Raw genomic sequence first — 23,755 nt, forward strand, 5'->3', positions numbered from 1 at the left:
TCGTATCAGGTTTGACCACCACGAAGCCATTATAACATTCGTGGCGGACCATCAACAAGATATTTTATTAGAGCAAGGCACCCAGAGCAGTAGCAATAAGTACTGCCGCAAATACTATACTAAGGTTAATTACTACCAGGATTACAATCCACTCCCAGCTGGTAAGGCGTTTGATGACAGCTTTTACCAGAGCTTCCTCAGCTTTGGCAAGTGCTTCATCTGCTGCTTTGCGTGCGCTTTGGGCAACTTCTTCGGCTGTTTGCCTTACCCGCGTTACCTCTGCCACTGCTCTGTCGGCAGCGGCTCTGGCAGTGGTTTCAGCACCGGTAGCCCGTTCGGCAGCGGCTTTGGCAGTAGCTTCAGCACCGGTAGCTCGCTCAGCGGCAGATTTGGCGGTGCTTTCAGCTCTGGTGGCTAGCTCCTGCAAGATGGACATCGCAGTCCGGATAGCATCATCGCCGGCTTTGTCTGCAGATACAGCTTGCTGAGCCATATTTTCGGCAATCTTGAAACCGCTTGCAGCTGATTCTTTGGCTATTCGTCCGGCTTCGTCAACTGCGGCGGCTAATTTACCGCTGACTTTAGTGGCTGCTTCTATAGCTTCATCTCCGGCCACATCAGCCATTTCGGCCTTGTGAGCCAGCTGTTCGGATAAATGTAAAGCAGATACGGCCATTTCTTTGGCTTTGCGCCCGGCATCATCGGCGGCTTTACCTGCTTCGGTAGTTAGTTTTATAGTAGCTTCTTTGCCGGCTGATTTGGCAGCCGCAATAGCGGCGGCAACTTCATCACTGGCTTTTTCAGCTTGCTTAATAAGTCTCTCAAGAGCTTCTTTGGCAGCTTTGGCAATTTCTTCAGCCCTGATGGCTGTTTGTTCGGCGGCTCTCTGGGCAGCTAAGGCAGCTTCTTTTGAAGAACGGGCAACCTCATCGGCTTTGGCGGTTGCTTCTTCGGCTGCATATATGGCAGCTCTGGCTGTTTCTTCAGCGCTTCTGGCAGCTTCTTCAGCACGTCTGGCAGCTTCTTCAGCGGCCAAACTGGCTTGGGCAGCTGCTTCGGCGGCCGAAGCTCTGGCTTTTTCACTGGCATCATCAGCAGCTTTTTTGAAGGTTTCGGCGGCTTTTACGGCAGCCTTATCAGCCTCAACTGAACGTAAAATAGCTTCCTGGGCTTTTGAGGCGGCTTCAGCCGCTTTTGCGACTGCTTCGGCAGCAGCTTTTTGGGCTACTGCAGCTGCATTTTCACCTGCAAGCCTGGCATCCTCCGCCCTTTTTTCGGCTACTTCTGCGGCATGCATAGAAGTACCGGCAGAGGCACTTGCTTGTTTTGCTGCTTCCTCTGCGCGTCTGGCAGCTTCCGCAGCGGCGCGGATATTAGCCTCCATTTCGTCCAGAATAATAGGCAGAGGCTTGGTCATAATTTTGGGACCGGGCTGGTCTACATGCTGACCCAGAGTAGGGCTTTTATTCTCCATTTTATCCTCTTTCCTTGGCCGGCTAGTAGTACCAATGCCACAAATAGCCGTTGCCAAAAACTACATATAGCTCTGACAATCAAAACGAACTATTAAACAAGCAAGTACTTATATATAACTCATGTGTAGTCTAATCTATGCTCAATCCAGAGTCAATACGAAAGTATGAGTAGATAAGAATAAATTCTATTATGTAAAGAGAAAAGCCGGATTTGATTTGCGGTAGTTTAAGGGCAGATGGGTAAATATATTACCAGCCAAATATTGTAAATAATTAAATATTTAAGTAGATGATAATGGAATAAAGGTAAATATAGCTTGAATGCGGATAGCGGCTGATTACTTGAGAAGGCAATGAGAGAGAGAGTATACCCTGGTGATTTAGATTTAACAGGTATTTAAGGCGGTGTGTGGTGGGGAAGCGGGGACTCGAACCCCGACGCCTTTCGACACATGATCCTAAGTCATGCCCGTCTGCCAATTCCGGCACTCCCCCGCTGTGAGAGTACATATTAACATTTTAGGCTTGGCCTCTCAACCTGATAATAAATAACCAGTTTGACAAGCAGGCTTTTCCATTATAACATCACTTGATGATTGTACTGTTTGGAAATAAAGCCTATTACGATATTTTAGGATACATGGTCACTACCTGTCCGGGCTGTAAGACTACTTCGGTGATGACTGTTGAACAGCAGCGCAAAAAGCTTACGGTTTATTTTATCCCCACCTTTGATTTTTCCCGCAAGCAATATATGTATTGCGGCCATTGCCATGAGCGGTTTGAAATTGATAAAAGTCTCCAATCTACAGTGAAAGCCCGCCTGCTGAGCCGAAAGCAGATGGAAAACTTGATACAGCAACTGGAAATGGAAACACCCCGGTACGAGTGTGCTAATTGTGAAGCCAGAGTGGAAGCCGGTATGCGTTTCTGCCCTCAATGCGGAAATAGCCTGGGCTAAGGTTGAAAATATGTACGAAGATATTGCTCGGAACATAAGGGAAATACTGGCTGAGCTGTCGCCTGATGTGGCGCTTGAAGCGGCTGTCAAAAAACGCCAGCCGGCTGAGATACTGGCGGCTATAGAGGCCGGGGTAAAGATAATCGGGCATAACTATCTATCCGAAGCGGAACAAACTTACCCGCTTATAGGGGAAAAGGCTGAGTGGCATTTTATCGGCAAGCTTCAGTCAAATAAATGCAAAAAAATTGTCCGTTTGTTTTCGGTGGTTGAAACGGTGGATAGTTTTGAAATAGCCTCCGAGTTAAACCGCAGAGCTGCCGAAATTGACAAGGTTTTATCTGTGTTTATAGAGATAAACAGCGGACGGGAAGAACAGAAATCAGGGGTATTGCCGGAAGATACCGTTGAATTAGCAAAGCGGGTATCCGGCTTGTCAAATCTCAGGCTTTCAGGGCTTATGACTATGGGGCCGGCACTGGAAGACCCTGATGAACTGCGTAGCGTATTCCGTCTGACTAAAAACAAGTTTGATGAAATAGCCGCTATGGGTTTGCCTAATACCGAGCTTAAGTTTCTTTCCATGGGCATGTCGGGCTCTTATAAAGTGGCCGTTCAGGAAGGAACTAATCTGGTCAGGCTGGGCACGCGTATTTTTGGACCCCGACCCTAACGGGGCAGTGCTTTTAAGTGGGATACGATATCGTGCAGGTCCTGAAAAGGATAGCAGGGCAGATTACTCTGTTTAAAACGGTCAAGCAGCATATCGGTAGCAAAGGCGTATTCACACAGCTTGGCCGGCGGAAAATCAGAAGGGCCGTTACCGGCATAAATTACCTGGTAGTTTTGTGATTTATAGTGGTTGGTATAACTTTCTTTAAAGCCGTTTTCTACCATTTTGCCGTCAGGCCCGTAATAACGGGCATCTAAGCCGTTGCTGGTGAAAAGCGTGCGGGCGGCATTTATCTCAATATCCTTAAATCCCATTTCTTCCAGCATGGTATGAATATAAAAATCTAAGCCGTTACTTACCACCGAAAAGCGGATATCTTCCTGGCGGCAGTAGTTGATAAGTTCGTAAATGCCCTTCTTGGGTATGGCATTTTTACGGATAAAATCAACCAGTGTTTCACGGTCTTCTTTTACCAGGGCGAAAGCCCGGTAATTAAAATCACCTACGCTTATCTTGCCCTCTTGGTATTCACGCAGAATAGCACACCAGTCACCCTGGGCATATTTCTCAAGTATTAAGAAGCTTACATCCCCTTCGGTAAGGGTGCCGTCAAAATCACTCTGGAACATTATTTTAGGTTTATGAGCAACGGGCATATATGTTTATCCTGTTCATCTGCTAATCACGGATTTCTTCGGGTATTTCATCTTCCGGCTGTATCTCATGCAGTTTTTCTTCACTCTCAAGGTGGTCTATATAAAGTATTCCGTCCAGGTGTTCGGTTTCATGTTCCAGCAGCTGGGCAACAACACCGGTACCTTTTATGCGGAAAGCCTTACCGTGGCGGTCAAGACCCTTGGCAGTGACAGTTTCGGCTCTGGTAAGTTCACCAAAATAACCCGGAATGGAAAGGCAGCCTTCGGTCACCTGTCTCTGCCCTTCTTTTTTCACAATTTCAGGGTTGATAAGCACTGTGGCTTCTTTAGCGTCCGGTTCGCGGAAAACTATCAGCCTTAGAGATACGCCTACCTGCGGGGCAGCAAGCCCTGCTCCGTCAGCGCTCTTCATGGTTTCAATCATGTCATCAATGAGCGTTTGAATAGAGCCGTCAATAGACGGTACTTTTTTAGCCTTCTTCCTTAATATAGGCTCAGGCAACTCACAGATGCGGCGTATTGCCATGAAATTTCTCTCCGTTTATGCATTAGTTTTTGAAATTACCCTGTAATTATAGCATATTTAGCTTTGGCGGACAAAAAGTCAGACTTGCTCAAAGTTAAGCACTATGCTACCATATCTTGCACAGTCGGGGTGTAGCGCAGCCTGGTAGCGCACCTGAATGGGGTTCAGGTGGTCGGAGGTTCAAATCCTCTCACCCCGACCATTTTCTTTAAACTAAAGCCCTCTTTTAAAAGAGGGCTTTTTTATTAGCCGTGTCAGTAAGTTTAGGATATTTGTTCAGTCTCGTTTAAGAACCGCCTGCCAGTGCTCCTCCAAATACCTGCCAGGCCAGAGCTGTCTTGGCAGTAAGGCTCAGGAATATATAAACCTTCTCGCCAAACAGGTAATCCCGCCACTTGCCCACTTTCTTGTATTGCAGCCACATGTTTAGAGCAAAGCTGAAAAAGAAAACGAACAGAGTAGGCAGGATGAAATAAACAAAGGTGGGTATATTTTCGCTGGCTTGCGATATTGCCCCGAAGAAATAAATACTTATAGCCACCCAGGGTATGAATCCGGCAAAACACCCGAAAGTGTATGAAAGCCAGTTGGTTTTGGATGTGGTCTGGTTATGAAGCTCCATCATCAGGCCAAACAGATTCATAGCAGCATTTGCCCCGAAAATTGCAATCAAAGTGGCTATATCATATATGCCGCTTAGCATGGCAATAAGTACAATCATAACAGAAGAACTTAAGGCATATTCGTACCAGCGGGCGTAGTTAATCCCTTTTGATAAATTAGATTTGTACCAATCAAATATGCCCGGTGCAGATAACAGAAAATGGGCTGCGGCTGAAAGCAGCAGAAAAATGGCTACCATGGGGCCTATAGGCAGGTCAAACAGTATTTCGGGTGGTTTAAAAGTAATCCCGCCGGGCCCGCCGCCGATAAAGTTGGTGGTAACCGGAAGTGAAAAACTGTTGCTGAGGAATAAGATAAGTATTGATTGGGCTAAATGGAAACTGCCCATGACAAGGTTATAAACCCGCAGTTTCCTGAACGCTTGTGGCTGATTCAGCTCAGGCTGTTTTACTTTTTTGTTAGCCATATTACCTCCCGTCACCATTTACAGGTAAAAACAGGTAAACTCTCAAAAAAAGTTACAGGCTGTACAGAATGCCGCCTGTCAGTCCGGCGGCAGCACCCAGGAAAACCCCCCAGCCCATATCTACCAAAGCCATCTTCAGGCTGAAACTATTTAAAGTGGAATAATTAGTCAGGTCATGAACGCCGTAAGTAATAAAACCGAAAAGCCCGCCATAAGCCAGAGCGGCAAAAATATTATCATCTGCCAAAGGCAAAGCCATAGTTACTATGCCCAAACTGAAAATCAGATAAACCAGTATGGCTGAAGGCCAGTCCGGTGACATACTCCCTCCGCTCCAGCGGGCAATAGGAGAAAGTTCGGTTACGTAAAATTTTTTGGCAATTAACCCAATCCAAATCATGTCCAGGACAAAGATAAGCACCAATAATATCAGGTAGACCAGCAGACTGCTCATCTTTCCTCCTCAGGCCGTCTTTTCCATGTATTCTATAAACCAGCCGCCGGCCAGTTCGGCTACTTTTTCAAGTGCCCCGGGTTCTTCAAAAAGATGGCTGGCTCCCGGTAATATACACAGATGATTGGGAGCGCGCATTATCTTTTGGGCTTGAGTATTCAGCTTTAACACCTGAGAGTCCTTCTCCCCTACTATAAATAAAGTGGGGGATTCAACCATGGGCAGCAGTTCTCTGGCAAGGTCAGGCCGGCCTCCTCTGGAGACTACCGCTTTTATCTGTCCGGGCAGCAGCGAAGATGCATAGAGTGCGGCGGCGGCTCCGGTACTTGCCCCGAAATAACCCAGCGGCAGGTCTTTGGTTTCTTCCCTGTCCTTCAGCATTTCGGTTACTTTTATAACCCTGTCTGCCAGAAAGCGGAAATTGTAGCGGGTATTGGCTATCAGAATATCAACCATATCTTCTTGGGGTGTCAGCAAATCAAATAAAAATGTAGCTAAACCATAGCTGTTCAGCTGGTGGGCAACCTGACGGTTGCGGGGACTCTGGCGGTTTGAACCGGAGCCGTGCACAAATATCACCAGCCCTATGGGTTCCAGCGGTACAGCCAGTTCACCGGGCAGTTTGGTAGTGCCTATGACAACATTTATGGTTTTTTCGTATATCTGCATAAAAATTCCTGGCTATAGTATATGGTATTACTCTACCAAAGTCATTATAAATAAAGCAAAATTGTTAAGATATATTTAAAAATAGGTGTTTTCCCATAGTCCAAATAAGTACTAATACGCATTATCTTTAGCGGTCAATTATTGTAACCTTCTAACACAGACAGACTCTTTTCCTCACAGCGTTTGAGTCAATAAATATGGAGGAGGCCGAAATGAAAGTTACAATCAACGCCTGCCCCAAGTGCAAAAAGGAGAGGGTTATCAGGATAGAGGACGAAAATAACCTTTATGAGTATCGGGAAAGATATGTGCATCAAGATTGTGCCAAATGCCTGGCCAAAGAGATGGAATCTAAGGCAGTGGGTGCTGCAGCCTGACTATAGTATCACTTCAATAATAAAGCCCCCGGTTTTTCGGCCGGGGGCTTTTGATTTTGGTTAGCTATTTTACTAGATAAAGAGGGGGGCCAGTACCAGGGTAATGGTGGAGAGTAACTTTATCAGTACGTGGATTGAAGGGCCGGCAGTATCCTTGAAGGGGTCACCTACCGTATCCCCTACCACGGTTGCGGCATGAGTAACAGTATGTTTCATAACGGGGCTGCCGTCTGATTCAAGCATTTCGCCGGTTTCAATGTATTTCTTGGCATTATCCCAGGCACCGCCGGAGTTATTCAGATAAGCGGCCATCATAATACCGCCTATGGTGCCTACCATCAGGAATCCGGCAATGGCCATAGCGGAATCATATCCGGTGACTTTAAGGAAAACACCCAGCACAATGGGCGAAAGAACCGGAAGCAGTCCGGGGAAAATCATTTCACGCAGGCCGGCGGCAGCGGTTATATCTACTGCGCGGGCGTAATCCGGGCGTGAAGTCCCAGCCAGAATACCGGGGTCCGCCTTAAACTGGCGGCGTACTTCTTCAATAATCTTGGAGGCAGTTTTGCCTACGGCTTTGATAGCTACAGCAGAGAAGAAGAATACCAGCGCAACCGCCAGCAAGCCGCCTACAAATACTTCTATACGTGAAAGGTCTACCGCCATCATTTCAGTTTCGCCGCGAAGGAAGGCAACCCGCTCCAGGTAAGCCTCAAAGAGCAGGAAAGCAGCCAGACCGGCAGAGGCCAGAGCATAGCCCTTGGTCAAAGCCTTGGTAGTATTGCCTACGGCATCCAGATGGTCGGTAATTTTCCTTACCTTGCCGCCTACCCCGGCCATTTCAATAACACCATTGGCGTTATCGGTAATGGGGCCGAATGTATCCATGGCAAGGATAAAGGGACAGGTCATAAGCATACCCATGGTAGCAGCGGCCGTACCGAACACAGCCCCGCCGGCGATACCTGTTTGACCGCCCATCCAGTAAGAAAGCAGCAGAGCGGCACCAATAGTAATGGCGGTGGGCATGGCGGTCTCAAGGCCGACAGCCGTACCGGAAACGATATTGGTAGCCGGACCGGTGCGTGAGGCATTGGCAATTTCTTTAACAGGGTTATAGCGGAATTCAGTGTAGTACTGGGTTATGAATACCATGGCTACACTGGTAAGAATACCGATAACGCCTGCGCCAAACAGCCACAGGTCGCCGCCGATAGTTTGGTTAGCTACGAAGAGGCCTATTATGGATAAACCCACAGCTGTAAAATAGCCGCGGTTAAGGGCATTCATGGGGCTTTCATTATCCTTACCGCGTACAAACATAATACCTACGATTGAGGCTATGATGCCGAAGGCACGGACAACCAGCGGGAAGAGTACCCAGGCAGCATTTCCGGTGGCCAGATAGAGGGTAATACCCAGAATCATGGCACCTATGTTTTCGGCAGCAGTAGATTCAAATAAATCAGCACCGCGGCCGGCGCAGTCACCTACGTTATCACCCACCAGGTCAGCGATAACAGCGGCATTGCGGGGGTCATCTTCGGGGATGCCGGCTTCAACTTTACCCACCAGGTCAGCACCCATGTCTGCGGCTTTGGTGTAAATACCGCCGCCCAACTGGGCAAACAAGGCTACAAAGCTGGCGCCGAAACCGAAACCGATAATAAGATGGGGAGTTACTTCGGGGTTGCCGCCGTACATGTAATAGATGCCGGCAACGCCTAGCAGGCTTAGGGCAACAATAAGGAAGCCGGAAACAGCCCCGCCTCTGATAGCTACGGTAACAGCTTCAGAGAGGCCGCCTTTTGCGGCAGCAGCGGCACATCTGAGGTTTGATTTAACCGAGATGTACATACCTATGATGCCAGAGATACCGGAACATAGAGCACCTGCCATGAAGGCGAGAGCAGTCCGCCAGGCTATACCGAAACCGGTTATGCCATAGGCTTCCAGTCCGCGTTCGCCACCTAGCAAACCAACCACTGCACCCACAGCTACTGCAGCCACAATGGCCAGAATAGCGATGGTGCGATACTGCCGCCTCAAGAAAGCTACAGCGCCTTCAAGAATACGGCCGGCAATATCCTGCATAGCCGGGGTACCGGAATCACGACGCATAACATCGCGAATCAGGTAGAGGGCAAATAGCACGGCAATAAGCCCTGCTGTCCACACCAACCAGGATAGATCCACAGTCTTCTCCCTTTCTTTTTTAATATTCTATTTTTAAACGCCGTAAGTATAAGTTATAAGTGCATTTTCGTCAAACATATAACCACCTTGAACTTAAGTGTTATATATGTAACTTCACATCAGCAGGGTTAGCCATTTTACAAAGCCGGCTGTATTTTGATATAACTACCCGTCAGGAGACAGTTATGGGTATTGCCAGTTTTATAATAGGGCTTTTTAGTTTGGCCGGTATGGGTATAGGCTTAATCCCCTTGCTGGGCACGATAAATTTTTTCAATTTTTTTCTGGCTCTTATCGGTTTGGGATTAGGGGTCGGCGGTATGCTGCGTTCCCCCCGCCACCGCCTTAGCCTGTTAGGGATGGTACTCTGCGGGCTTTCTCTGGTGCTGGGTTTTATAAAATACATACTGGGCTGATATACAAGAACTTTCTGATATAAAAAAGCCAGACGGTGAAGTCTGGCTTAGCGGTGTTCCCTTGGTTTTTCAGAGGTTATTTATTTGCCCAGCGCTCGGCTATATCCCCTGCGATAGGCAGTTTATATTTGAACCCCTGTGCCGCTTTGACTATCAGGACTACCCACAATATGAATGAAAGGACGCTTATTACCCAGGTGATAAATACCCCCAGCACAGGTATTATGGTAAAAACCAGCCCGATAATCTGAAGTGAACCGAAAACCACCAGTGACTGATAGGCATGGAAGCGGACAAATTTATTATCTTTTTCAAGAATCAGGAATATGATAGCGGAAATCCAGGCGAGTACGTAACAAAGTAATCCGGCAACATTTTCCTGCAAACCGGTAGAGGTTTTGGTCATTAGTATCTCCTTTAATAATCTAGTTTAAGGCTATATTATTTTAAACTTGGCGTCAATATATCCGGCTATATTTTTATTGTTTTACATCCGGCTGCTTGGTTTCTATTTCCTGCCGCATCTGCAGGTATTCTATTAGGCTGGTACGGGAAATAATGCCTACCAGTTTGCCATCTGACAAAACCGGCAGCTGGTTAATATCTTTGGACTGCAGCGTATTTACAACACTGCTCAGATTTTCTTCCGGAGCAACAGTTTGCAGCTTTTCAAGGGGGGTCATTACCTGCCGTACGTATGTCTGGCCAAGTTTATCTGTGGGTATTTTTTTAATATCACTCAGGCTTATCAGGCCAGTAAGTTGCCCGTTTTCAAATACCGGGAGCGCCCTTTGGTTAAGCGGCAATATATATTCGTGAAGTGTCTGATAGAGTGTTTTATCCGGGTCAATAGTTTTAAATTCACGCCGCATCACTCTGCTTACGTTTACTGCGCTGAGTATTTCCGAAATAACTGTTTGCTGGTATGACCCCTGGGCGGCTGTAGCCATGAACCAGCCTATCAGCGCCAGCCAGAGGCCGCTTATTCCTATACCCAGGAAAGCAATGGCAATGCCCCCGAATATTAGCAGGTAAGCAAAGCCCAGCCCCACTCTGGCGGCAATCCGGGTTGCTTTTTTGATGCTGTTTGAGGCATTCCAGATAATAGCTCTGAGTACCCGCCCCCCGTCCAGGGGGAAACCGGGAATAAGGTTGAAAATGGCCAGCATGGCATTTATCTGAGCTAGGTACAGGAATACTCCGCTGGCTAAAGTGGCATCTAAAGCGGAAAAAGCAGCTTGGAAAGCCCAGAATACCAGTGCCAGTATGATGCTGACTGCCGGACCGGAGATAGCCATCCGGAATTCGGCTCCGGGGTTATCCGGTTCTTTGGTCAGGTTTGAAACCCCGCCGAAGATAAACAATGTTATGCTTTTAACCGGTATTCCGTGGCGTATAGCTACAATAGAGTGTCCCAGCTCATGGGCTAAAACCGAGCCGAAAAGCAGCAGGCAGCTTGTAATGCCCAGTACCCAGGCGGTAAGGGGGCTTATATTTTCATCTATTGCGGGGTAATAAGCTACCGCCAGAGACCAGCTGAGCAGGGCAAAGATGATAAGCCACGAAACATGAATGCCTATCTCTATGCCCAGAATCCGCCCAAGCTTGAAAGAGGATTTCACGGTCTCCCTCCGTTAGCTGTAAGGAGTTATTAAAAGCTTATATCTTCTATTATATATTGTAAAGTGCCTGAAGGCACTTCTATTTCTATCTGTTCCCCCTTGTTCCGGTTAAAGACAGCCTTGCCAATGGGTGAAGAGGCTGATATTTTGCCTTTTAAGGGTTCTATTTCTTTGGGGCTTACCAGAGTATAGGTACAGCATTCGCCGTTTTTCGGGTCACGGAGTTTTACGGTGCTGCCCATATTCACTTTTGAAGTGTTGGTGTCTGTGTACTCACTGACGTCGGCGTATTTCAGTTCGTGTTCTATTTCTTTTATGCGCCCTTCTATCTGGCCGCGCTGTTCTTTGGCGGCATGGTAAGGGGCATTTTCCCTCATGTCTTTATCCATAGCGGCCAGACGCATTTCTTCAATAACATCAATCCGTTTGACCTTAAGCGTGCTAAGTTCATCTTCCAGCTTTTTGTACCCGCTGGCGGTCATGGGTATTTTTTCAACTACGGTCTGGCTGGCGCGGGAGGCAGATTTGCGTGAGGCCAGTTTCTTTATCTTTATATGTGAAGAAAGATTGTAATCCACCCAACCCTGTTCGTTCAGGTATGTCAGGAAAGCCCGGATGGACTGGAGTTTGGCGGATATTTCCTTGTCAGAAGATGAGATACACTCAGGGTAGCGGGATACCTCAATAGCGGTCAGGCGGCAGACTAGCTTGTCTTTGCCGCACCAGCGGGTAAAGTGAACCAGCGAGTTCTGATTTATCTTTTTGTGGCTGTTATCGCTAAGGTATTGGTTTAATGCTTCATCAAGGTTAATGCCGCTGTTTTGCATAAAAGTTTTGATTGACTCCGATTTTCTTTTTTAGCTGCGGATAAGGTCAAGCGGGTTTTTTAAGAGGTGGGCAAAGGCTTTGCCATGCCAGTCAAACCCCAGCTGACTTTTTGCAGCCATCTTATCAATCATACCATTTACGGCACATTTTTTAAAAATCTGTTCAATCAAATAGTCATTCAGCCCAGCATATATACGGTTGAGCATTCTGCCGGCGGATAGTTCAAATCCGATAAGGGATTTCCAGTCTTTCTCATATTCGGCCATCCCGGCTTTGGAAAGGTTACCGGTTTTTATTTTTTTATCCAGACAGGATATTGCCAAATCGGCACATAGCAGGCCGAAATAAATTCCTCCCCCGGTAGTGGGTTTAAGCTGGCCGGCAAAATCACCTACTGCCAGTATTCTGTCTCCGAAGCTGGCCGAAAGATTGCCTGCCGGAACCTGGCGGCAGGTATAACGGATATGGCCAGGGGGTATCAAATTGCGTTCATGCAAAACATTATGTAATCCAGACCAGCATTCAAGAGGGTTTGTGCGGGTAAGCAGCCCTATTTTGGCGGTATGGTCATTTATGGGGCTCAGCCAGCCAAAATAGGCTTTGGATATGGCGTTACCGGTAAAAAGCGCCAAGCCGGACGGTGCGGCAATATGGCTTTCGGCCTGCAAGCCGAAGGCAAAGTGTTTTATTTCTCCCAGACCGGCTGCCCGGCTGAGCTCAGTATTATATCCTGCGGCCAGAACAGCGGCTTTGGCAAAGAAAGTTTGCCCTCCTTTGGTGGTTATGCGGATACCATTCCCTGTGTTTTCAAGGCCGTTTACCTGGCAGCCGAAATTTGTCTGCACTCCGCAGTTTAGGGCCTGTTTTAGTAAACCAGCCTGAAATCCGCCCCTATCCAGCATTACGGCCTGGGGTGTATCCCGCTTGAGCAGTAACTTTCGCCCGTTTGGTGAATATACAAGCGCTTCCGAAAATATATTTTGTACGTGTTCGGCCTCAAAGCCATATTTTGCGGCGCACTCTGTGCTGATTAAGCCCGTACAGCAAACCTGTTTTGCCATCTCCGGCCTTTTTTCCAGCAGCCTTACTCCGTAGCCGCGCTGAGCCAGACACTTGGCGGTGTATATCCCTACCGGCCCCGCCCCTATTACCAATATATCCTTATTCACAAAATATATTATCCATTTTTCAGGCAAAAAAGACAATTGGCAATAATAACACAAAAGAGTATTGTGCTAAATCTAAAATAACGTTATAATAAAGGACAAAAGTATAAAACTATGCTTGGCAGAGGGGTATATGATAGTAACCGTAACCAGTGTGGTTATTGCTACTGCAACAGGTACGGCGGCAGTTATAGGCGGTGTCTCGCTGGCTTCTCTGATAGCTTTTTTGATTGCCCGGGAGATGGCACTGGCCAGAAAATCCGCTTTTTCCATAAGGGTAGCCCGCTACCTGGGTATCAGTATTTTTCCCCTGTTTCTGGTGATGGGTGTTATTGTGATTTCCCGTATAATGGAGACGCTAGCCCAGTAACAGCGGCGCTACCGCAAAGAGTATAGTATTTGTTATCCCGTGCGCCAGGGTTACTCCCAGTATAGAGTCAGTCTTTTTGACCAGATAACCGAAGAAAACTGCCACTCCGAATACAAATACTATATCTGCTATAGATAAAAATCCGGTATGGAGCACGGCAAATATCAGGCTTATATAAATAATACCTTTTGAGCCGAATGACTCCAGGGCTGCTTTCTGTAAAATGCCTCTGAATATCAGTTCCTCTACAAACCCTGTGGTGAGCAGAAGTATTGTGGCGGGTAATATCAGGCTGTTCCAGCTTAAAGTATCTATAATGGCATCAGGTTTCAAAATAGCATATTCGGCAAATCCCAGCCCTATCCCCGTCAGGCCTATCAGTATCTGTACCGGTATTTTCCCCCAGCTGAGGCCGATATCTTTAAAAGTATATTCCAGTATTCTGGCTACTATGACCGCGCCTATAAGTAATGGCAGGTAAATAACAGGATACCACCATATCTGCGGTATATCCCCAAGGGGCATAGCCAGGCTGATTATCCGTATCAAGGCTACCAGTGAAAGTGCCAGAATAAGCCGGTCCGGGTGAAAACGGTTAGTTCTGGCAACCTGTACGATGATGCTAAATAGCAGACAAATATACAGGCCCAAACCTAAAAGCGGGTGTAAGACTACGGTGATAAGTTCGGCGGCGGTGATTAATAACAGGTAAATGAGGGCACTAAGCATTGGTAAAGCCCTTGTCCGCCGCTTTGTTTACATATGCTATGAAACTGTCCAGAGTAATGAAACCGGTTTGAGTATCTTCACCTGCCAGCCTGACTATCTCAATATCATCCTCATTCATGCGGCGGGCAATATCCAGAGCATTTTCCTCCGGCGGTATGACCGGTATTTGGCTGATGGGGGTATACAGTTCAGCTAAGGGCTTGGATTTAAGACTGTCCGTATTTTTCAAGTTGTGCCGGTTTATTATACCTGCCAGCCCGTTTTCATCTTCAACCAGTATATATGATTTATCCGTGCGGTTTGCAAAGTCAGCCCAAAGCTGATTGGATTTGGCACTGGGCATACCAGTATCCAATATCTCAGCCGGAGATACCCTCTTTAAGAACTGCTGCAGGGTATACTGGCGGAAACTGGTGCGGGCGGTATCAGATAGATACCAGCCCAGCAGTCCCAGCCAGACGCCGGACAGCCAGTCCTGAGTGCGGATTACGATAAATATTCCGGCCGCTATAAAAAGATAACCGAATATCTGGCCAGCTATGGTTGAAATGCGGGTGGATTTGGTCAGGTCTTTGGTTTGCTGCCAGAAAGCTGCCCGGAGAATACGCCCCCCGTCCAGGGGGAAGCCGGGAATCAGGTTAAATACCGCCAGTATCAGGTTAATCTGAGCCAGCCAGTAGTTCATTACGGCCAGTTCAGGGCTTTGTCCGTTAAGGTTTATATACAGAACATAAAATATTCCTGCCAGTACCAGACTTGAAGCCGGTCCGGCCAGTGCCATTTTAAATTCGCTTCCGGCAGTTTCCGCTTCTTCACTCATATTGGCAGCCCCGCCGAATATAAACAGGGTTATGCTTTTTACCTGCATTCCGTTTGCCCTGCCGACCACACTGTGGGCAAGTTCGTGGACAATTACCGATGCAAAAAACAGCAAACTGGTGGCAAGCCCCATAACCCAAAGCTGGAGGCTGGAAGTACTCTCCAGAATATCAGGAAATACCTGGGTTGCCAGAAATACGGACACCAGCCCGAAAATTATGAACCAGCCGTAATGAAGGCGAAACTGGATGCCGAAAAGCTTGCCTATATTTATGCCCTGTTCCATATCACCTGACAATCTTATAAAAAAATTTATCTTATGCTAGCACCGCGAGACCGAAACACCAAGATGTTTTTCCGCCAGTTCCATGGCGCAAAAGTCTCCGCACATACTACAGGCTTTGCCTTTGGTTTTAAAGCGGTCACGGGTAAGCCGGGCGTGTTCCGGGTCAAGTGAGAGATTAAGCTGGCTATCCCAGTCCAGTTTTTTACGGGCAATGGCCATCTGCCGGTCACGTTCTGCTGCCCCGTTTACCCCCTTTACAATGTCAGCGGCATGGGCGGCAATGCGTGAGGCGATCACCCCGTTTCTTACGTCGGTAACATCCGGCAGAGACAGATGTTCAGCCGGGGTAACGTAACACAGAAAATCAGCCCCGGCGGCTGCCGCTACAGCCCCGCCGATAGCCCCGGTAATATGGTCATATCCGGGGGCAATATCGGTCACCAGCGGGCCAAGCACATAAAAGGGGGCGTCTTCGCAGACGGATTTCTGCAATCTTATATTGGCCTCTATCTGGTTCAAAGGCACATGCCCGGGACCTTCCACCATTACCTGTACTTCGGCGTCTCTGGCTCTTTTTACCAGTTCACCCAGCACCAGCAGTTCAGCTACCTGGGCGCGGTCTGTTGCATCTGCAATACAGCCTGGGCGCAGCCCGTCTCCCAGGCTCAAGGTAACGTCATATTCGCGGCAGATATCCAGCAGGCGGTCAAAATGTTCATAAAGCGGGTTCTCTGCTTGGTGGAATACCATCCAGCCGGCGGTGAAAGTACCCCCGCGGGAAACTATATCGGTAAGCCTGCCCTGCCCCTTAAACGTATCTATAACCTGTTGGGTAACCCCGCAGTGTACGGTTACAAAATCCACTCCCTCTTTGGCCTGGGATTCTATTGCGCTAAACAGGTCGTCAGCTGTCATCTTTACCATAGCCCCGTAACGGTCTTTGGCTTCCACAGCTGCCTGATAGACAGGCACAGTCCCCAGCGGCAGGCAGGTATTTCCCAGTATAGCCTGGCGGACTGAATTTATCTTGGGGCCGGTGGAGAGGTCCATTATGGTATCAGCCCCCGCCATTTCGGCCATTTTAAGTTTTTCAACCTCACTTTCCACCGTACCAAAGTCTGTGGAAGTGCCAATATTTGCATTTACCTTGGTGGAAAGCCCCTTGCCTATGCCGCACAGTTTCAGGTTTTTCCGGAGTTTGTTAGCCGGAATTACAATATTCCCGTCAGCTATGCCTTGGCAGATAAACTCCGGCGGTAGTCCTTCAATTTTGGCTACAGCTTTCATTTCGGGAGTGATGATGTTTTTTCGGGCTTGTTTGAGTTGGGTCATGATTTTCCCCTGAAAATAAATTAACCAAGGCAAAGCGTTAACTTTAGACCCTGGTCTCAAAGTTCGCTTCCCTACGCTCGCATTACCGAGTTCAGGTTTTAGGGTTGGCTATATGCCTCTCAGCCTGGAGCACCCCTAGCGAGTTTATGTAAATAAATGATAACACGGTTAAATTGTCAAATGCAAAAATAAAGCCTGAAATCTGCCTTTATGCTATATTACTATCCATGAATAAACTTATCTGCGGTCTATCCTCTTTGGGCCTTTCGCTAAGTTCTGTCCAGCTTGAACAGCTTGAAACCTATTACCGTGAACTGGTGGACTATAACAGCCGGGTTAATCTGACGGCTATTACCGGATACGAAGACATTCAGTTAAAGCACTTTTTAGATTCGGCTTCGCTAGCACTGGCTGGTATTAAGGGTGATGAAAAACTGCTGGATGTAGGCAGCGGAGCCGGTTTCCCCGGTCTGCCGCTAAAGATAATCTTTCCGGGTATGAAGCTTGGTTTGCTGGAAGCTACTCAGAAAAAAGCCCGTTTTCTAACTGATATTACCGCTAAACTGGGTTTAACTGGTGTTGAAATAATATCCCAAAGGGCGGAAGATGCCGCCCAAAACCCCCTTTACCGCCAGAAATATACTCTGGTTACCTCACGGGCAGTGGCGGATATGGCAACTCTCGCCGAACTGACTTTGCCGTTTTGTGCCGTAGGCGGGCGGGTTATCGCCCCCAAAAAAGGTGACATAGAGGAAGAGATGGACAGGGCTGCCTCCGCTATTAAAAAAATGGGCGGGCGGGTGTCTGAAATAATAAAAGTGGATTTGCCGGGGCTGCAAGACGGCCGTAAACTGGTGGTACTGGAAAAAATATCAAATACCCCGCCCCAGTATCCCAGACGGGCGGGAATGCCGGCTAAAAATCCCCTTATTTAGCTTGTTGGAGCGCGGTATAAATAGTAAAATATACTAAAGATAGGCAGGGGAAATATTTGTCCGGGTCACTAATTATATAAAAATGCATATTATTCCGGAGGGCTTTACCGGGTATCCGCTAAAACCGGGTGAGGCCTTGTAAGGAGTGGAATCAGATTAAGCCCTGTATACTTATCTGCAGTACTGGTTGCCAAAAAGATTACGGAGGCAGATATGCCTGAACTGTTGACTGATGACCTCAATGCCCTGCTGGAGGTACTTCCCCCTCATGTCCGCCAGCCGTTTGCAAACCCTGCTGACCGGGAAAATCTGATAGAAATTGTTATGGATTTGGGGCGTACTCCCGAAGCCCGTTTTCCTGACCGTGAGATTATCCTGTCTGAACGGGATGTAACCCAGGAAGATATTGATTATGTATCCTCCCGCATAGGTGATTTCGGTGATGATAACCGGGCAGGTATTGAACGTACTTTGCACCGTATTTCCGCCATACGCAACCGCAAAGGCAAGATAGTAGGTCTAACCCTTCGGGTAGGACGGGCGGTTTTCGGCACTATAAAAATAATTCAGGACCTTATCCAGTCAGGACAGAGCGTGCTTATGCTGGGCCGCCCTGGTGTGGGCAAAACCACTATGCTCAGGGAAGTAGCCAGAGTGCTGGCGGGTGATCTTAAAAAACGGGTGGTGATAGTGGACACTTCCAATGAAATTGCGGGTGACGGGGATATTCCCCACCCCGCCATTGGCCATGCCCGCCGCATGCAGGTCCGTACGCCTGATATGCAGCACGCCGTTATGATAGAGGCAGTTGAAAACCATATGCCGCAGGTGATTGTAATAGATGAAATAGGCACGGAACTGGAAGCCCTGGCCGCCCGCACCATTGCTGAACGGGGAGTTCAGCTGGTAGGCACAGCTCACGGCAATGTGCTGGATAACCTGATGCTTAACCCCACCTTAAGTGACCTTATCGGCGGTATCCAGTCTGTCACTCTGGGTGACGAAGAAGCCCGCAGACGCGGAACCCAGAAAACTATACTGGAACGGCGCGCCCCGCCCACTTTTCAGGTGATTGTGGAAATACAGGAACGCAACAAAGTGGCTGTCCACCCGGATGTGGGTGCGGCGGTAGACTCTATTTTACGGGGTGTGTCCCCTTCGTCTGAAATCCGCTACCTTGATGAAAATGGCGAGGTAGTTATCAGCAAGCAGCAGCCCAGCGAAGAAAAAGTTAAAGCTGCCGCCGAGAGTTTGCCTCTGCCAAAGGGCAAGGAGTTGCCGGTTATGTACCTTTTCGGGGTGAACCGCAGCCGTATGGAAGAGATTGCCCGGGAAATGCATCTGGATATAAAGCTGGCCGAACGCCCGGAGCAGGCACAGCTGATGGTTACTTCGCGGAATTATTACCGCCGCAAACCCCAAAGGGTGCGTGATGCTGAAAATATGAATATACCTATATATGTACTTAAGAGCCATACACCGGGGCAGTTCCACCAGCTTTTGGCTACCCTTAGCGGCAGGGATGTAGCTTTTACAGCAGATAAGCCGCCTGAAATAGATTTAGCTATACATGAAGCCGAAGAAGCAATAGCCCAGGTTAAGAGTTCCCATATACCGGTAGAGCTTAGCCCGCAGGGTGCTTATATAAGGCGCTTTCAGCACATAATAGCTGAAAAAGAGCATCTTTCTTCCCATAGTTTGGGCAAAGAGCCGCACCGCCGGGTAAGAATATCAAGGGGTTAAAACATGTCTTTGTTTATAACATTTGAGGGCGGCGAAGGCTGCGGCAAAAGCACCCAGTCCAAAGCCTTGTACAGGTATCTGAAAAAACTGGGGCTGGGGTGTGTGCTTACTCACGAACCCGGCGGTACCCGCTCAGGTGACAAAATAACCCGTTTGCTGAAGTGGTCTGAAGAAGAAAACATTTCCCCTCTTGCGGAATTGCTTCTTTTCAACGCCTCGCGGTCTATCCTTATAGACAATGTGATTAAACCGGCCTTGCAGGACGGCAATATAGTTATATGTGACCGTTATACAGATTCCACCTTGGCATACCAGGGGTACGGGCGGGGGCTTGAGCTGGATACGGTAAAATGTATAAACAGCCTGGCAAGCGGCGGTCTGGTACCTGACTTAACCATCTGGCTGGATATGGATGACAAAGCCGCCCTCCTCCGCAAAGGAAAGTTGCCGCCTGACCGCTTTGAAAGTGAAAATAACGGCTTTCACCAAAGAGTGAGAGATGGTTTCGGGGTTATTGCCGCTGCCGAACCAAACAGGTTTCTGAAACTGGATGCTTCACTCTCCCAGTCAGAGCTTACCAAATGTATCAGGCAAAGGGTTAACGCTCTTTTGAAGCTGCCGCAATGAATGACACTTCCGAATTAACAATGGTAGCTATGAGCGGCGGGGTGGATTCCTCGGTTGCGGCCATGCTCCTGCTTGAACAGGGATACGATGTAGCCGGGGTCAGCCTGCAGCTCAAGTCCAATAATGAACCTTACGGCAACGGCTATAACCTGAAACTTATTAACCGGGCGCGTGAAGTGGCGGCCGCTCTGGGTATCCCCCATTATGTGGTTGATTTGAGTGATATTTTTTCCCAAAGGGTTATTGCAGATTTCTGCCAGCAGTATTCGCAGGGGCGTACTCCGAACCCCTGTATCCGCTGTAATTATTATGTAAAGATAGGCGCCCTGCTTGATAAAATACCTGATTTCAATGCCGGTTATTTAGCTACCGGGCATTATGCCCGTGTCCTTTCAGATGAAAACGGCACTCACCTTCTAAAAGGGGCAGATGAGAAAAAAGACCAGTCATATTTTTTATACACCCTGCCACCTGCATCACTGTCCCGCCTGGTTTTCCCTCTGGGCAAAAGGTACAAAAAGGATATTATCCGTTTAGCGGCTAAGATGAAACTGCCCGTTTCCCAAAAGGAGAGCCAGGACGTGTGCTTTATACCTGACGGTGATTACAAATCTTTTCTGGCTACCCGCATGGGATTTACCCCCGGCAAAATTCTGGATAAAACCGGCAAAATACTGGGCGAACATCAGGGCCTACCTCTTTATACCATAGGCCAAAGGCAGGGACTGGGACTGGCTTCAAATGAAAAGCTCTTTGTATCTGATATGAATCCGGAGGCCAATACCATTACGGTTGCCAGCCATGACCAGCTGTATGCCAGCCGCATATTGCTGAGCAATTTCATCTGGCGGGAAAGCATTATTCCGCTGGATACCCCCGGTATGATAGTCAAAGTCCGCTACAAAGCCGCCCCGGCCGAGGTGAAAAAGATATCCCAAACAGGTGATTTTTATTTACTTGAACTGGCAAGCCCCGTTTGGGCAGCCACCCCCGGTCAGGCAGCCGTTATTTATCTGGGTGATATGGTACTTGGCGGGGGCATTATTGAATACGGCGGGGACGCCGCCTGATATGCCTGCTGCTATCTGCCCCGGCTGGGCTGAGGAAAAGCAGCTCTGGAAGCAGGGTTTTTCCTCAATTGCCGGTTTAGACGAAGCCGGCAGGGGGTGTCTGGCCGGACCGGTGGTAGCCGGAGCGGTCATCATGCCGTCCCGGTTAAAGGGTGACTGGGTGGCTATGGTGCGGGACAGCAAGGTGCTTACCCCCGAAAAACGAGAATACCTTTACTGTCATATTGTTTCCATGGCAATAAGTTTCGGGGTGGGTGTAGTGGATAATACCCAGATTGATTGCCTGGGGATTGCCCCTGCTACCAGACTTGCCATGAAGCAGGCGGTGGAACACTTGGATTGCCGGCCTGATTTTTTGCTGGTGGATTACCTGAAACTGCCGGATATTCTCCTGCCCCAAAAGGGCATTGTGGACGGCGATGCCCTTTGCTTCAGTATTGCCTGTGCTTCCATTATTGCCAAGGTCAGCCGTGACCGGCTGATGTGCGAGCTTGATGCTATCTATCCCGGATACCACCTTGCCAAGCACAAGGGGTATGGCACGGCGCTTCATATGGAGTGCATTTCCCAAAAAGGTATCTCCCCCATCCACCGCCGCACTTTTGCCCCTTTAAAGAGTATGTTTGATGTCATATAAGCGTAAAGCAACAGGTAAGCTGGGTGAGGAACTGGCAGCAGAGTACCTGATAACTTTGGGATACCGCATTATCCAGACCAACTGCCGCCTGCCTGAGGGCGAAATTGATATAGTGGGGCAGGATGGTGATTGTCTGGCATTTATTGAGGTGCGTACCAAACGCCGTTTGGAATACGGTTTGCCTGCCGAATCTGTTACCCTGCGTAAAAAAGCCCATCTTATTGCCAGTGCCGAAAGCTATATGCAAAAGTACCATCTGGAACATCTGCCCTGCCGGATAGACTTCGTTTCAGTAGACCTTAGCCAGCCTGAACCTAAACTGGAACTTATTAAAAACGCACTGGGTGAAGAATAAAGACGAAAGATACGGGTTTGTGTTAAAATCTTGGCGTGGATAATCTTGATAAACTGTGGCGGATAGTTGATGTCAACCAGAACCGCTTAAGCGAAGGTTTACGGATACTGGAAGAGATTGCCCGTTTATATCTTGAAGATGAAACGCTGACTTCGCGTTTGAAAAACCTGCGTCACTCACTTACTTTACAGGATATTACCTCTAATTCCCGCCTTTTATTTTCCCGCCAGGCGGATACGGATATCGGCGCTCAGTTAGAAACATCTGACCAGTCCAAACCGGAAACCTTATTTTCGCTTGTAAGTGCCAATGCCAAGCGGGCAGAACAATCCCTGCGGGTTCTGGAAGAGTTTGCCGGTTTACCTGAGACGGGTCTTGATGCCGCTCTCTACAGCCGCGGGCGTTTTGAACTTTATACCCTTGAAAAAGACCTGGCGGCCAGGCTTTTGCGTAAAAACCGCCGGGATATGATAACGGGGTTGTATGTGGCTATAGATGCAGATTATCTGGCCGGGCGGGATATACCTGCAGTTACCAGAGAAGCCCTTGAAGGCGGTTGCCGCCTCATCCAGCTTAGGGCTAAAACGGCCTCTACCCGAAAGTTTCTGGCACTGGCCCTAAGCTTGAAGGAAATTTGCCTTGCATACGGTGCGCTTTTTATTGTAAATGACCGCCTGGATATTGCCCTGGCCTGCGGTGCTGACGGGCTTCATCTGGGGCAGACAGATATGCCGCTTTCGCAAGCCCGCCATTTTATGCCGCCGGATAGCATTATAGGTATTTCTGCGGATACGCCCGAACAGGCTGTTTCAGCTCAAGACGAAGGGGCGGACTATGTGGCAGCCGGGGCGGTTTTTCCCACCCAAACTAAACTAGATGTCCTTTTCGGCGGTCTTTCAGGTTTAAAGGCCATTCACAAGGTGGTAAAAATACCTCTGGTGGCTATTGGCGGCATAAACAAGTCAAATTTTTATGAAGCCATGCAGGCAGGTGCGGACAGCCTCTGCCTGATAAGTGCGGTCTTAGGTGCGCCTGATATTAAAAAGGCTACTTCAGAATTTATAACCCTTATGGAGGCAGCAAAAATTGACTAGTATCAGTCTCAAAATGGAACAGATATCTGACAGCATACGGGAAAACTTTAAAACCCGTGATGCCGCCCGTGAAAAATCCCTGCCTGTCAGCCGGGAAGCTATCCGCTACTGCAGTCTGGCTATCAGGGCGGTTCACCGCCAGGAACTGGCACAGGCAAGGGAAATGCTGGTTTCGGCCAAAGCCCTTATTAAGGAGGCCGGGCAGGCTATAGACGCATGCGGCGAACTATCCAACACCGCGTTTTTCCTTGATGCCCAGAAAGAGTACGCCGAAGCCAATACCGTACTGGCTCTGGTGGATGGCAAGGATATGCCCTCGCCACAGGAACTGGAAGTGGACAATGCCGCCTATTTAAACGGTATTGGCGAAGCGGCAGGTGAACTTAGGCGCTATATACTGGATGGCCTGAGAAAGGGCGAAGATACCCGCGGCGAAGAGCTGCTTCAGGCTATGGATGATATCTACGAAGTACTGGTTACCATGGATTTCCCGGATGCTATTACCGGCGGGCTTCGTCGGACTACAGACATGGTTCGGGGTGTGCTGGAACGCACCCGAAGTGATTTAACGTTATATATACAGCAAAAGGGGCTTGAGCAAAAGCTGGAAGATTTCCAGTCAAAATTGACCCGGAAAGGGGAGTAA

At 48.4% G+C, this 23,755-nt stretch carries 27 protein-coding genes, 2 tRNA genes and 1 riboswitch; of the genes, 14 read left to right on the plus strand and 15 right to left on the minus strand.

Annotated elements, in window-relative coordinates:
• Window positions 1-67 precede the first annotated feature (67 nt).
• Together ACE6F3_RS06065 and ACE6F3_RS06070 are read right to left on the minus strand one after the other, a co-directional pair.
• Window positions 68-1,474: a hypothetical protein gene (locus tag ACE6F3_RS06065; RefSeq protein WP_058292831.1), complete on the minus strand. Its 1,407-nt coding sequence runs from the start codon at window positions 1,472-1,474 to the stop codon at window positions 68-70.
• A gap of 411 nt (window positions 1,475-1,885) precedes the next feature.
• Window positions 1,886-1,970 (minus strand) — tRNA-Leu (locus tag ACE6F3_RS06070).
• 97 nt (window positions 1,971-2,067) lie between these two features.
• Here ACE6F3_RS06070 and ACE6F3_RS06075 point away from each other — a divergent pair.
• A complete protein-coding gene (locus ACE6F3_RS06075; protein WP_279115834.1) occupies window positions 2,068-2,436 on the plus strand; it encodes a zinc ribbon domain-containing protein in 369 nt (122 codons plus the stop codon).
• Between the two features lie 10 nt (window positions 2,437-2,446).
• The gene (locus tag ACE6F3_RS06080; RefSeq protein ID WP_279115832.1) at window positions 2,447-3,109 is read left to right on the plus strand and encodes a YggS family pyridoxal phosphate-dependent enzyme; all 663 of its coding nucleotides are present in this window, start codon (window positions 2,447-2,449) and stop codon (window positions 3,107-3,109) included.
• Here the strand turns inward: ACE6F3_RS06080 and ACE6F3_RS06085 are convergent.
• Both ACE6F3_RS06085 and def read right to left on the minus strand, forming a co-directional pair.
• Complete coding sequence (locus ACE6F3_RS06085) at window positions 3,106-3,765, minus strand: MtnX-like HAD-IB family phosphatase (RefSeq protein WP_041341833.1); 660 nt, start codon at window positions 3,763-3,765, stop codon at window positions 3,106-3,108. The two genes, ACE6F3_RS06080 and ACE6F3_RS06085, sit on opposite strands and share 4 nt — an antisense overlap.
• A 22-nt stretch (window positions 3,766-3,787) precedes the next feature.
• Complete coding sequence (gene def / locus ACE6F3_RS06090) at window positions 3,788-4,291, minus strand: peptide deformylase (protein WP_010936494.1); 504 nt, start codon at window positions 4,289-4,291, stop codon at window positions 3,788-3,790.
• Between the two features lie 125 nt (window positions 4,292-4,416).
• Here def and ACE6F3_RS06095 point away from each other — a divergent pair.
• Window positions 4,417-4,493 (plus strand) — tRNA-Pro (locus ACE6F3_RS06095).
• A gap of 84 nt (window positions 4,494-4,577) precedes the next feature.
• Here the strand turns inward: ACE6F3_RS06095 and heR are convergent.
• The 3 genes from heR to ACE6F3_RS06110 are packed head-to-tail and all read right to left on the minus strand — an operon-like array spanning window position 4,578 to window position 6,504.
• Window positions 4,578-5,381, minus strand: coding sequence for a heliorhodopsin HeR (heR, locus tag ACE6F3_RS06100; RefSeq protein ID WP_279115831.1), 804 nt, complete (start codon window positions 5,379-5,381; stop codon window positions 4,578-4,580).
• A gap of 52 nt (window positions 5,382-5,433) precedes the next feature.
• On the minus strand, window positions 5,434-5,835 hold the full coding sequence (locus ACE6F3_RS06105) for a DUF2177 family protein (RefSeq protein ID WP_279115830.1): 402 nt from the start codon (window positions 5,833-5,835) through the stop codon (window positions 5,434-5,436).
• 9 nt (window positions 5,836-5,844) lie between these two features.
• Complete coding sequence (locus ACE6F3_RS06110) at window positions 5,845-6,504, minus strand: dienelactone hydrolase family protein (RefSeq protein WP_279115828.1); 660 nt, start codon at window positions 6,502-6,504, stop codon at window positions 5,845-5,847.
• 212 nt (window positions 6,505-6,716) lie between these two features.
• On the opposite strand from ACE6F3_RS06110, the gene ACE6F3_RS06115 reads away from it, so the two are divergent.
• The gene (locus tag ACE6F3_RS06115; RefSeq protein ID WP_010936498.1) at window positions 6,717-6,881 is read left to right on the plus strand and encodes a hypothetical protein; all 165 of its coding nucleotides are present in this window, start codon (window positions 6,717-6,719) and stop codon (window positions 6,879-6,881) included.
• A gap of 72 nt (window positions 6,882-6,953) precedes the next feature.
• On the opposite strand, the gene ACE6F3_RS06120 is transcribed toward ACE6F3_RS06115, so the two are convergent.
• Entirely contained in the window at window positions 6,954-9,080 is a 2,127-nt protein-coding gene (locus tag ACE6F3_RS06120) for a sodium-translocating pyrophosphatase (RefSeq protein WP_279115827.1), read from the minus strand.
• A 185-nt stretch (window positions 9,081-9,265) separates the two neighbouring features.
• On the opposite strand from ACE6F3_RS06120, the gene ACE6F3_RS06125 reads away from it, so the two are divergent.
• Window positions 9,266-9,496, plus strand: coding sequence for a hypothetical protein (locus ACE6F3_RS06125; RefSeq protein WP_010936500.1), 231 nt, complete (start codon window positions 9,266-9,268; stop codon window positions 9,494-9,496).
• Window positions 9,497-9,572: 76 nt separating this feature from the next.
• Here the strand turns inward: ACE6F3_RS06125 and ACE6F3_RS06130 are convergent, their stop codons facing one another.
• From ACE6F3_RS06130 to ACE6F3_RS06145, 4 genes are all read right to left on the minus strand, one after another.
• Entirely contained in the window at window positions 9,573-9,902 is a 330-nt protein-coding gene (locus ACE6F3_RS06130) for a DUF4870 domain-containing protein (RefSeq protein ID WP_010936501.1), read from the minus strand.
• A gap of 73 nt (window positions 9,903-9,975) precedes the next feature.
• The gene (locus ACE6F3_RS06135) at window positions 9,976-11,118 is read right to left on the minus strand and encodes a site-2 protease family protein (RefSeq protein ID WP_279115826.1); all 1,143 of its coding nucleotides are present in this window, start codon (window positions 11,116-11,118) and stop codon (window positions 9,976-9,978) included.
• A 29-nt stretch (window positions 11,119-11,147) separates the two neighbouring features.
• Window positions 11,148-11,945: a transcription elongation factor GreA gene (gene greA / locus ACE6F3_RS06140; protein ID WP_041223356.1), complete on the minus strand. Its 798-nt coding sequence runs from the start codon at window positions 11,943-11,945 to the stop codon at window positions 11,148-11,150.
• A gap of 30 nt (window positions 11,946-11,975) precedes the next feature.
• Window positions 11,976-13,115, minus strand: a complete 1,140-nt coding sequence (locus ACE6F3_RS06145; protein WP_279115825.1) for an NAD(P)/FAD-dependent oxidoreductase — start codon at window positions 13,113-13,115, stop codon at window positions 11,976-11,978.
• Between the two features lie 130 nt (window positions 13,116-13,245).
• Here ACE6F3_RS06145 and ACE6F3_RS06150 point away from each other — a divergent pair, with 130 nt between their 5' ends.
• On the plus strand, window positions 13,246-13,482 hold the full coding sequence (locus ACE6F3_RS06150) for a hypothetical protein (RefSeq protein ID WP_010936505.1): 237 nt from the start codon (window positions 13,246-13,248) through the stop codon (window positions 13,480-13,482).
• On the opposite strand, the gene ACE6F3_RS06155 is transcribed toward ACE6F3_RS06150, so the two are convergent.
• The 3 genes from ACE6F3_RS06155 to thiC are packed head-to-tail and all read right to left on the minus strand — an operon-like array spanning window position 13,471 to window position 16,648.
• A complete protein-coding gene (locus ACE6F3_RS06155; protein ID WP_279115823.1) occupies window positions 13,471-14,211 on the minus strand; it encodes a CPBP family intramembrane glutamic endopeptidase in 741 nt (246 codons plus the stop codon). The genes ACE6F3_RS06150 and ACE6F3_RS06155 overlap by 12 nt on opposite strands.
• Complete coding sequence (locus ACE6F3_RS06160) at window positions 14,204-15,316, minus strand: site-2 protease family protein (protein ID WP_279115821.1); 1,113 nt, start codon at window positions 15,314-15,316, stop codon at window positions 14,204-14,206. The genes ACE6F3_RS06155 and ACE6F3_RS06160 overlap by 8 nt, the downstream gene beginning before the upstream one ends.
• 36 nt (window positions 15,317-15,352) lie before the next feature.
• Entirely contained in the window at window positions 15,353-16,648 is a 1,296-nt protein-coding gene (gene thiC, locus ACE6F3_RS06165) for a phosphomethylpyrimidine synthase ThiC (RefSeq protein WP_279115819.1), read from the minus strand.
• A gap of 51 nt (window positions 16,649-16,699) precedes the next feature.
• Window positions 16,700-16,795: riboswitch (TPP riboswitch) on the minus strand.
• 80 nt (window positions 16,796-16,875) lie between these two features.
• Here thiC and rsmG point away from each other — a divergent pair.
• From rsmG to ACE6F3_RS06205, 8 genes are all read left to right on the plus strand, one after another.
• Window positions 16,876-17,583 carry a 16S rRNA (guanine(527)-N(7))-methyltransferase RsmG gene (gene rsmG / locus ACE6F3_RS06170; RefSeq protein ID WP_279115817.1) on the plus strand — a complete coding sequence of 236 codons (708 nt, stop codon included), beginning with the start codon at window positions 16,876-16,878 and terminating at the stop codon, window positions 17,581-17,583.
• Window positions 17,584-17,796: 213 nt separating this feature from the next.
• Entirely contained in the window at window positions 17,797-19,326 is a 1,530-nt protein-coding gene (locus ACE6F3_RS06175; protein WP_279115816.1) for a R3H domain-containing nucleic acid-binding protein, read from the plus strand.
• A gap of 3 nt (window positions 19,327-19,329) precedes the next feature.
• A complete protein-coding gene (gene tmk / locus ACE6F3_RS06180; protein WP_279115815.1) occupies window positions 19,330-19,953 on the plus strand; it encodes a dTMP kinase in 624 nt (207 codons plus the stop codon).
• The gene (mnmA, locus tag ACE6F3_RS06185; RefSeq protein WP_279115814.1) at window positions 19,950-21,023 is read left to right on the plus strand and encodes a tRNA 2-thiouridine(34) synthase MnmA; all 1,074 of its coding nucleotides are present in this window, start codon (window positions 19,950-19,952) and stop codon (window positions 21,021-21,023) included. The genes tmk and mnmA overlap by 4 nt, the downstream gene beginning before the upstream one ends.
• Before the next feature lies 1 nt (window position 21,024).
• Window positions 21,025-21,660 carry a ribonuclease HII gene (locus ACE6F3_RS06190; protein WP_279116072.1) on the plus strand — a complete coding sequence of 212 codons (636 nt, stop codon included), beginning with the start codon at window positions 21,025-21,027 and terminating at the stop codon, window positions 21,658-21,660.
• Entirely contained in the window at window positions 21,650-22,015 is a 366-nt protein-coding gene (locus ACE6F3_RS06195; RefSeq protein ID WP_279115813.1) for a YraN family protein, read from the plus strand. The genes ACE6F3_RS06190 and ACE6F3_RS06195 overlap by 11 nt, the downstream gene beginning before the upstream one ends.
• A gap of 35 nt (window positions 22,016-22,050) precedes the next feature.
• Entirely contained in the window at window positions 22,051-23,109 is a 1,059-nt protein-coding gene (locus ACE6F3_RS06200) for a thiamine phosphate synthase (RefSeq protein ID WP_279115811.1), read from the plus strand.
• On the plus strand, window positions 23,102-23,755 hold the full coding sequence (locus ACE6F3_RS06205) for a haloacid dehalogenase (RefSeq protein ID WP_041223357.1): 654 nt from the start codon (window positions 23,102-23,104) through the stop codon (window positions 23,753-23,755). Before ACE6F3_RS06200 ends, ACE6F3_RS06205 begins: the two co-directional genes overlap by 8 nt.

Source organism: Dehalococcoides sp. THU4, assembly GCF_043231265.1.
In the GTDB taxonomy this organism is placed as follows: domain Bacteria; phylum Chloroflexota; class Dehalococcoidia; order Dehalococcoidales; family Dehalococcoidaceae; genus Dehalococcoides; species Dehalococcoides mccartyi.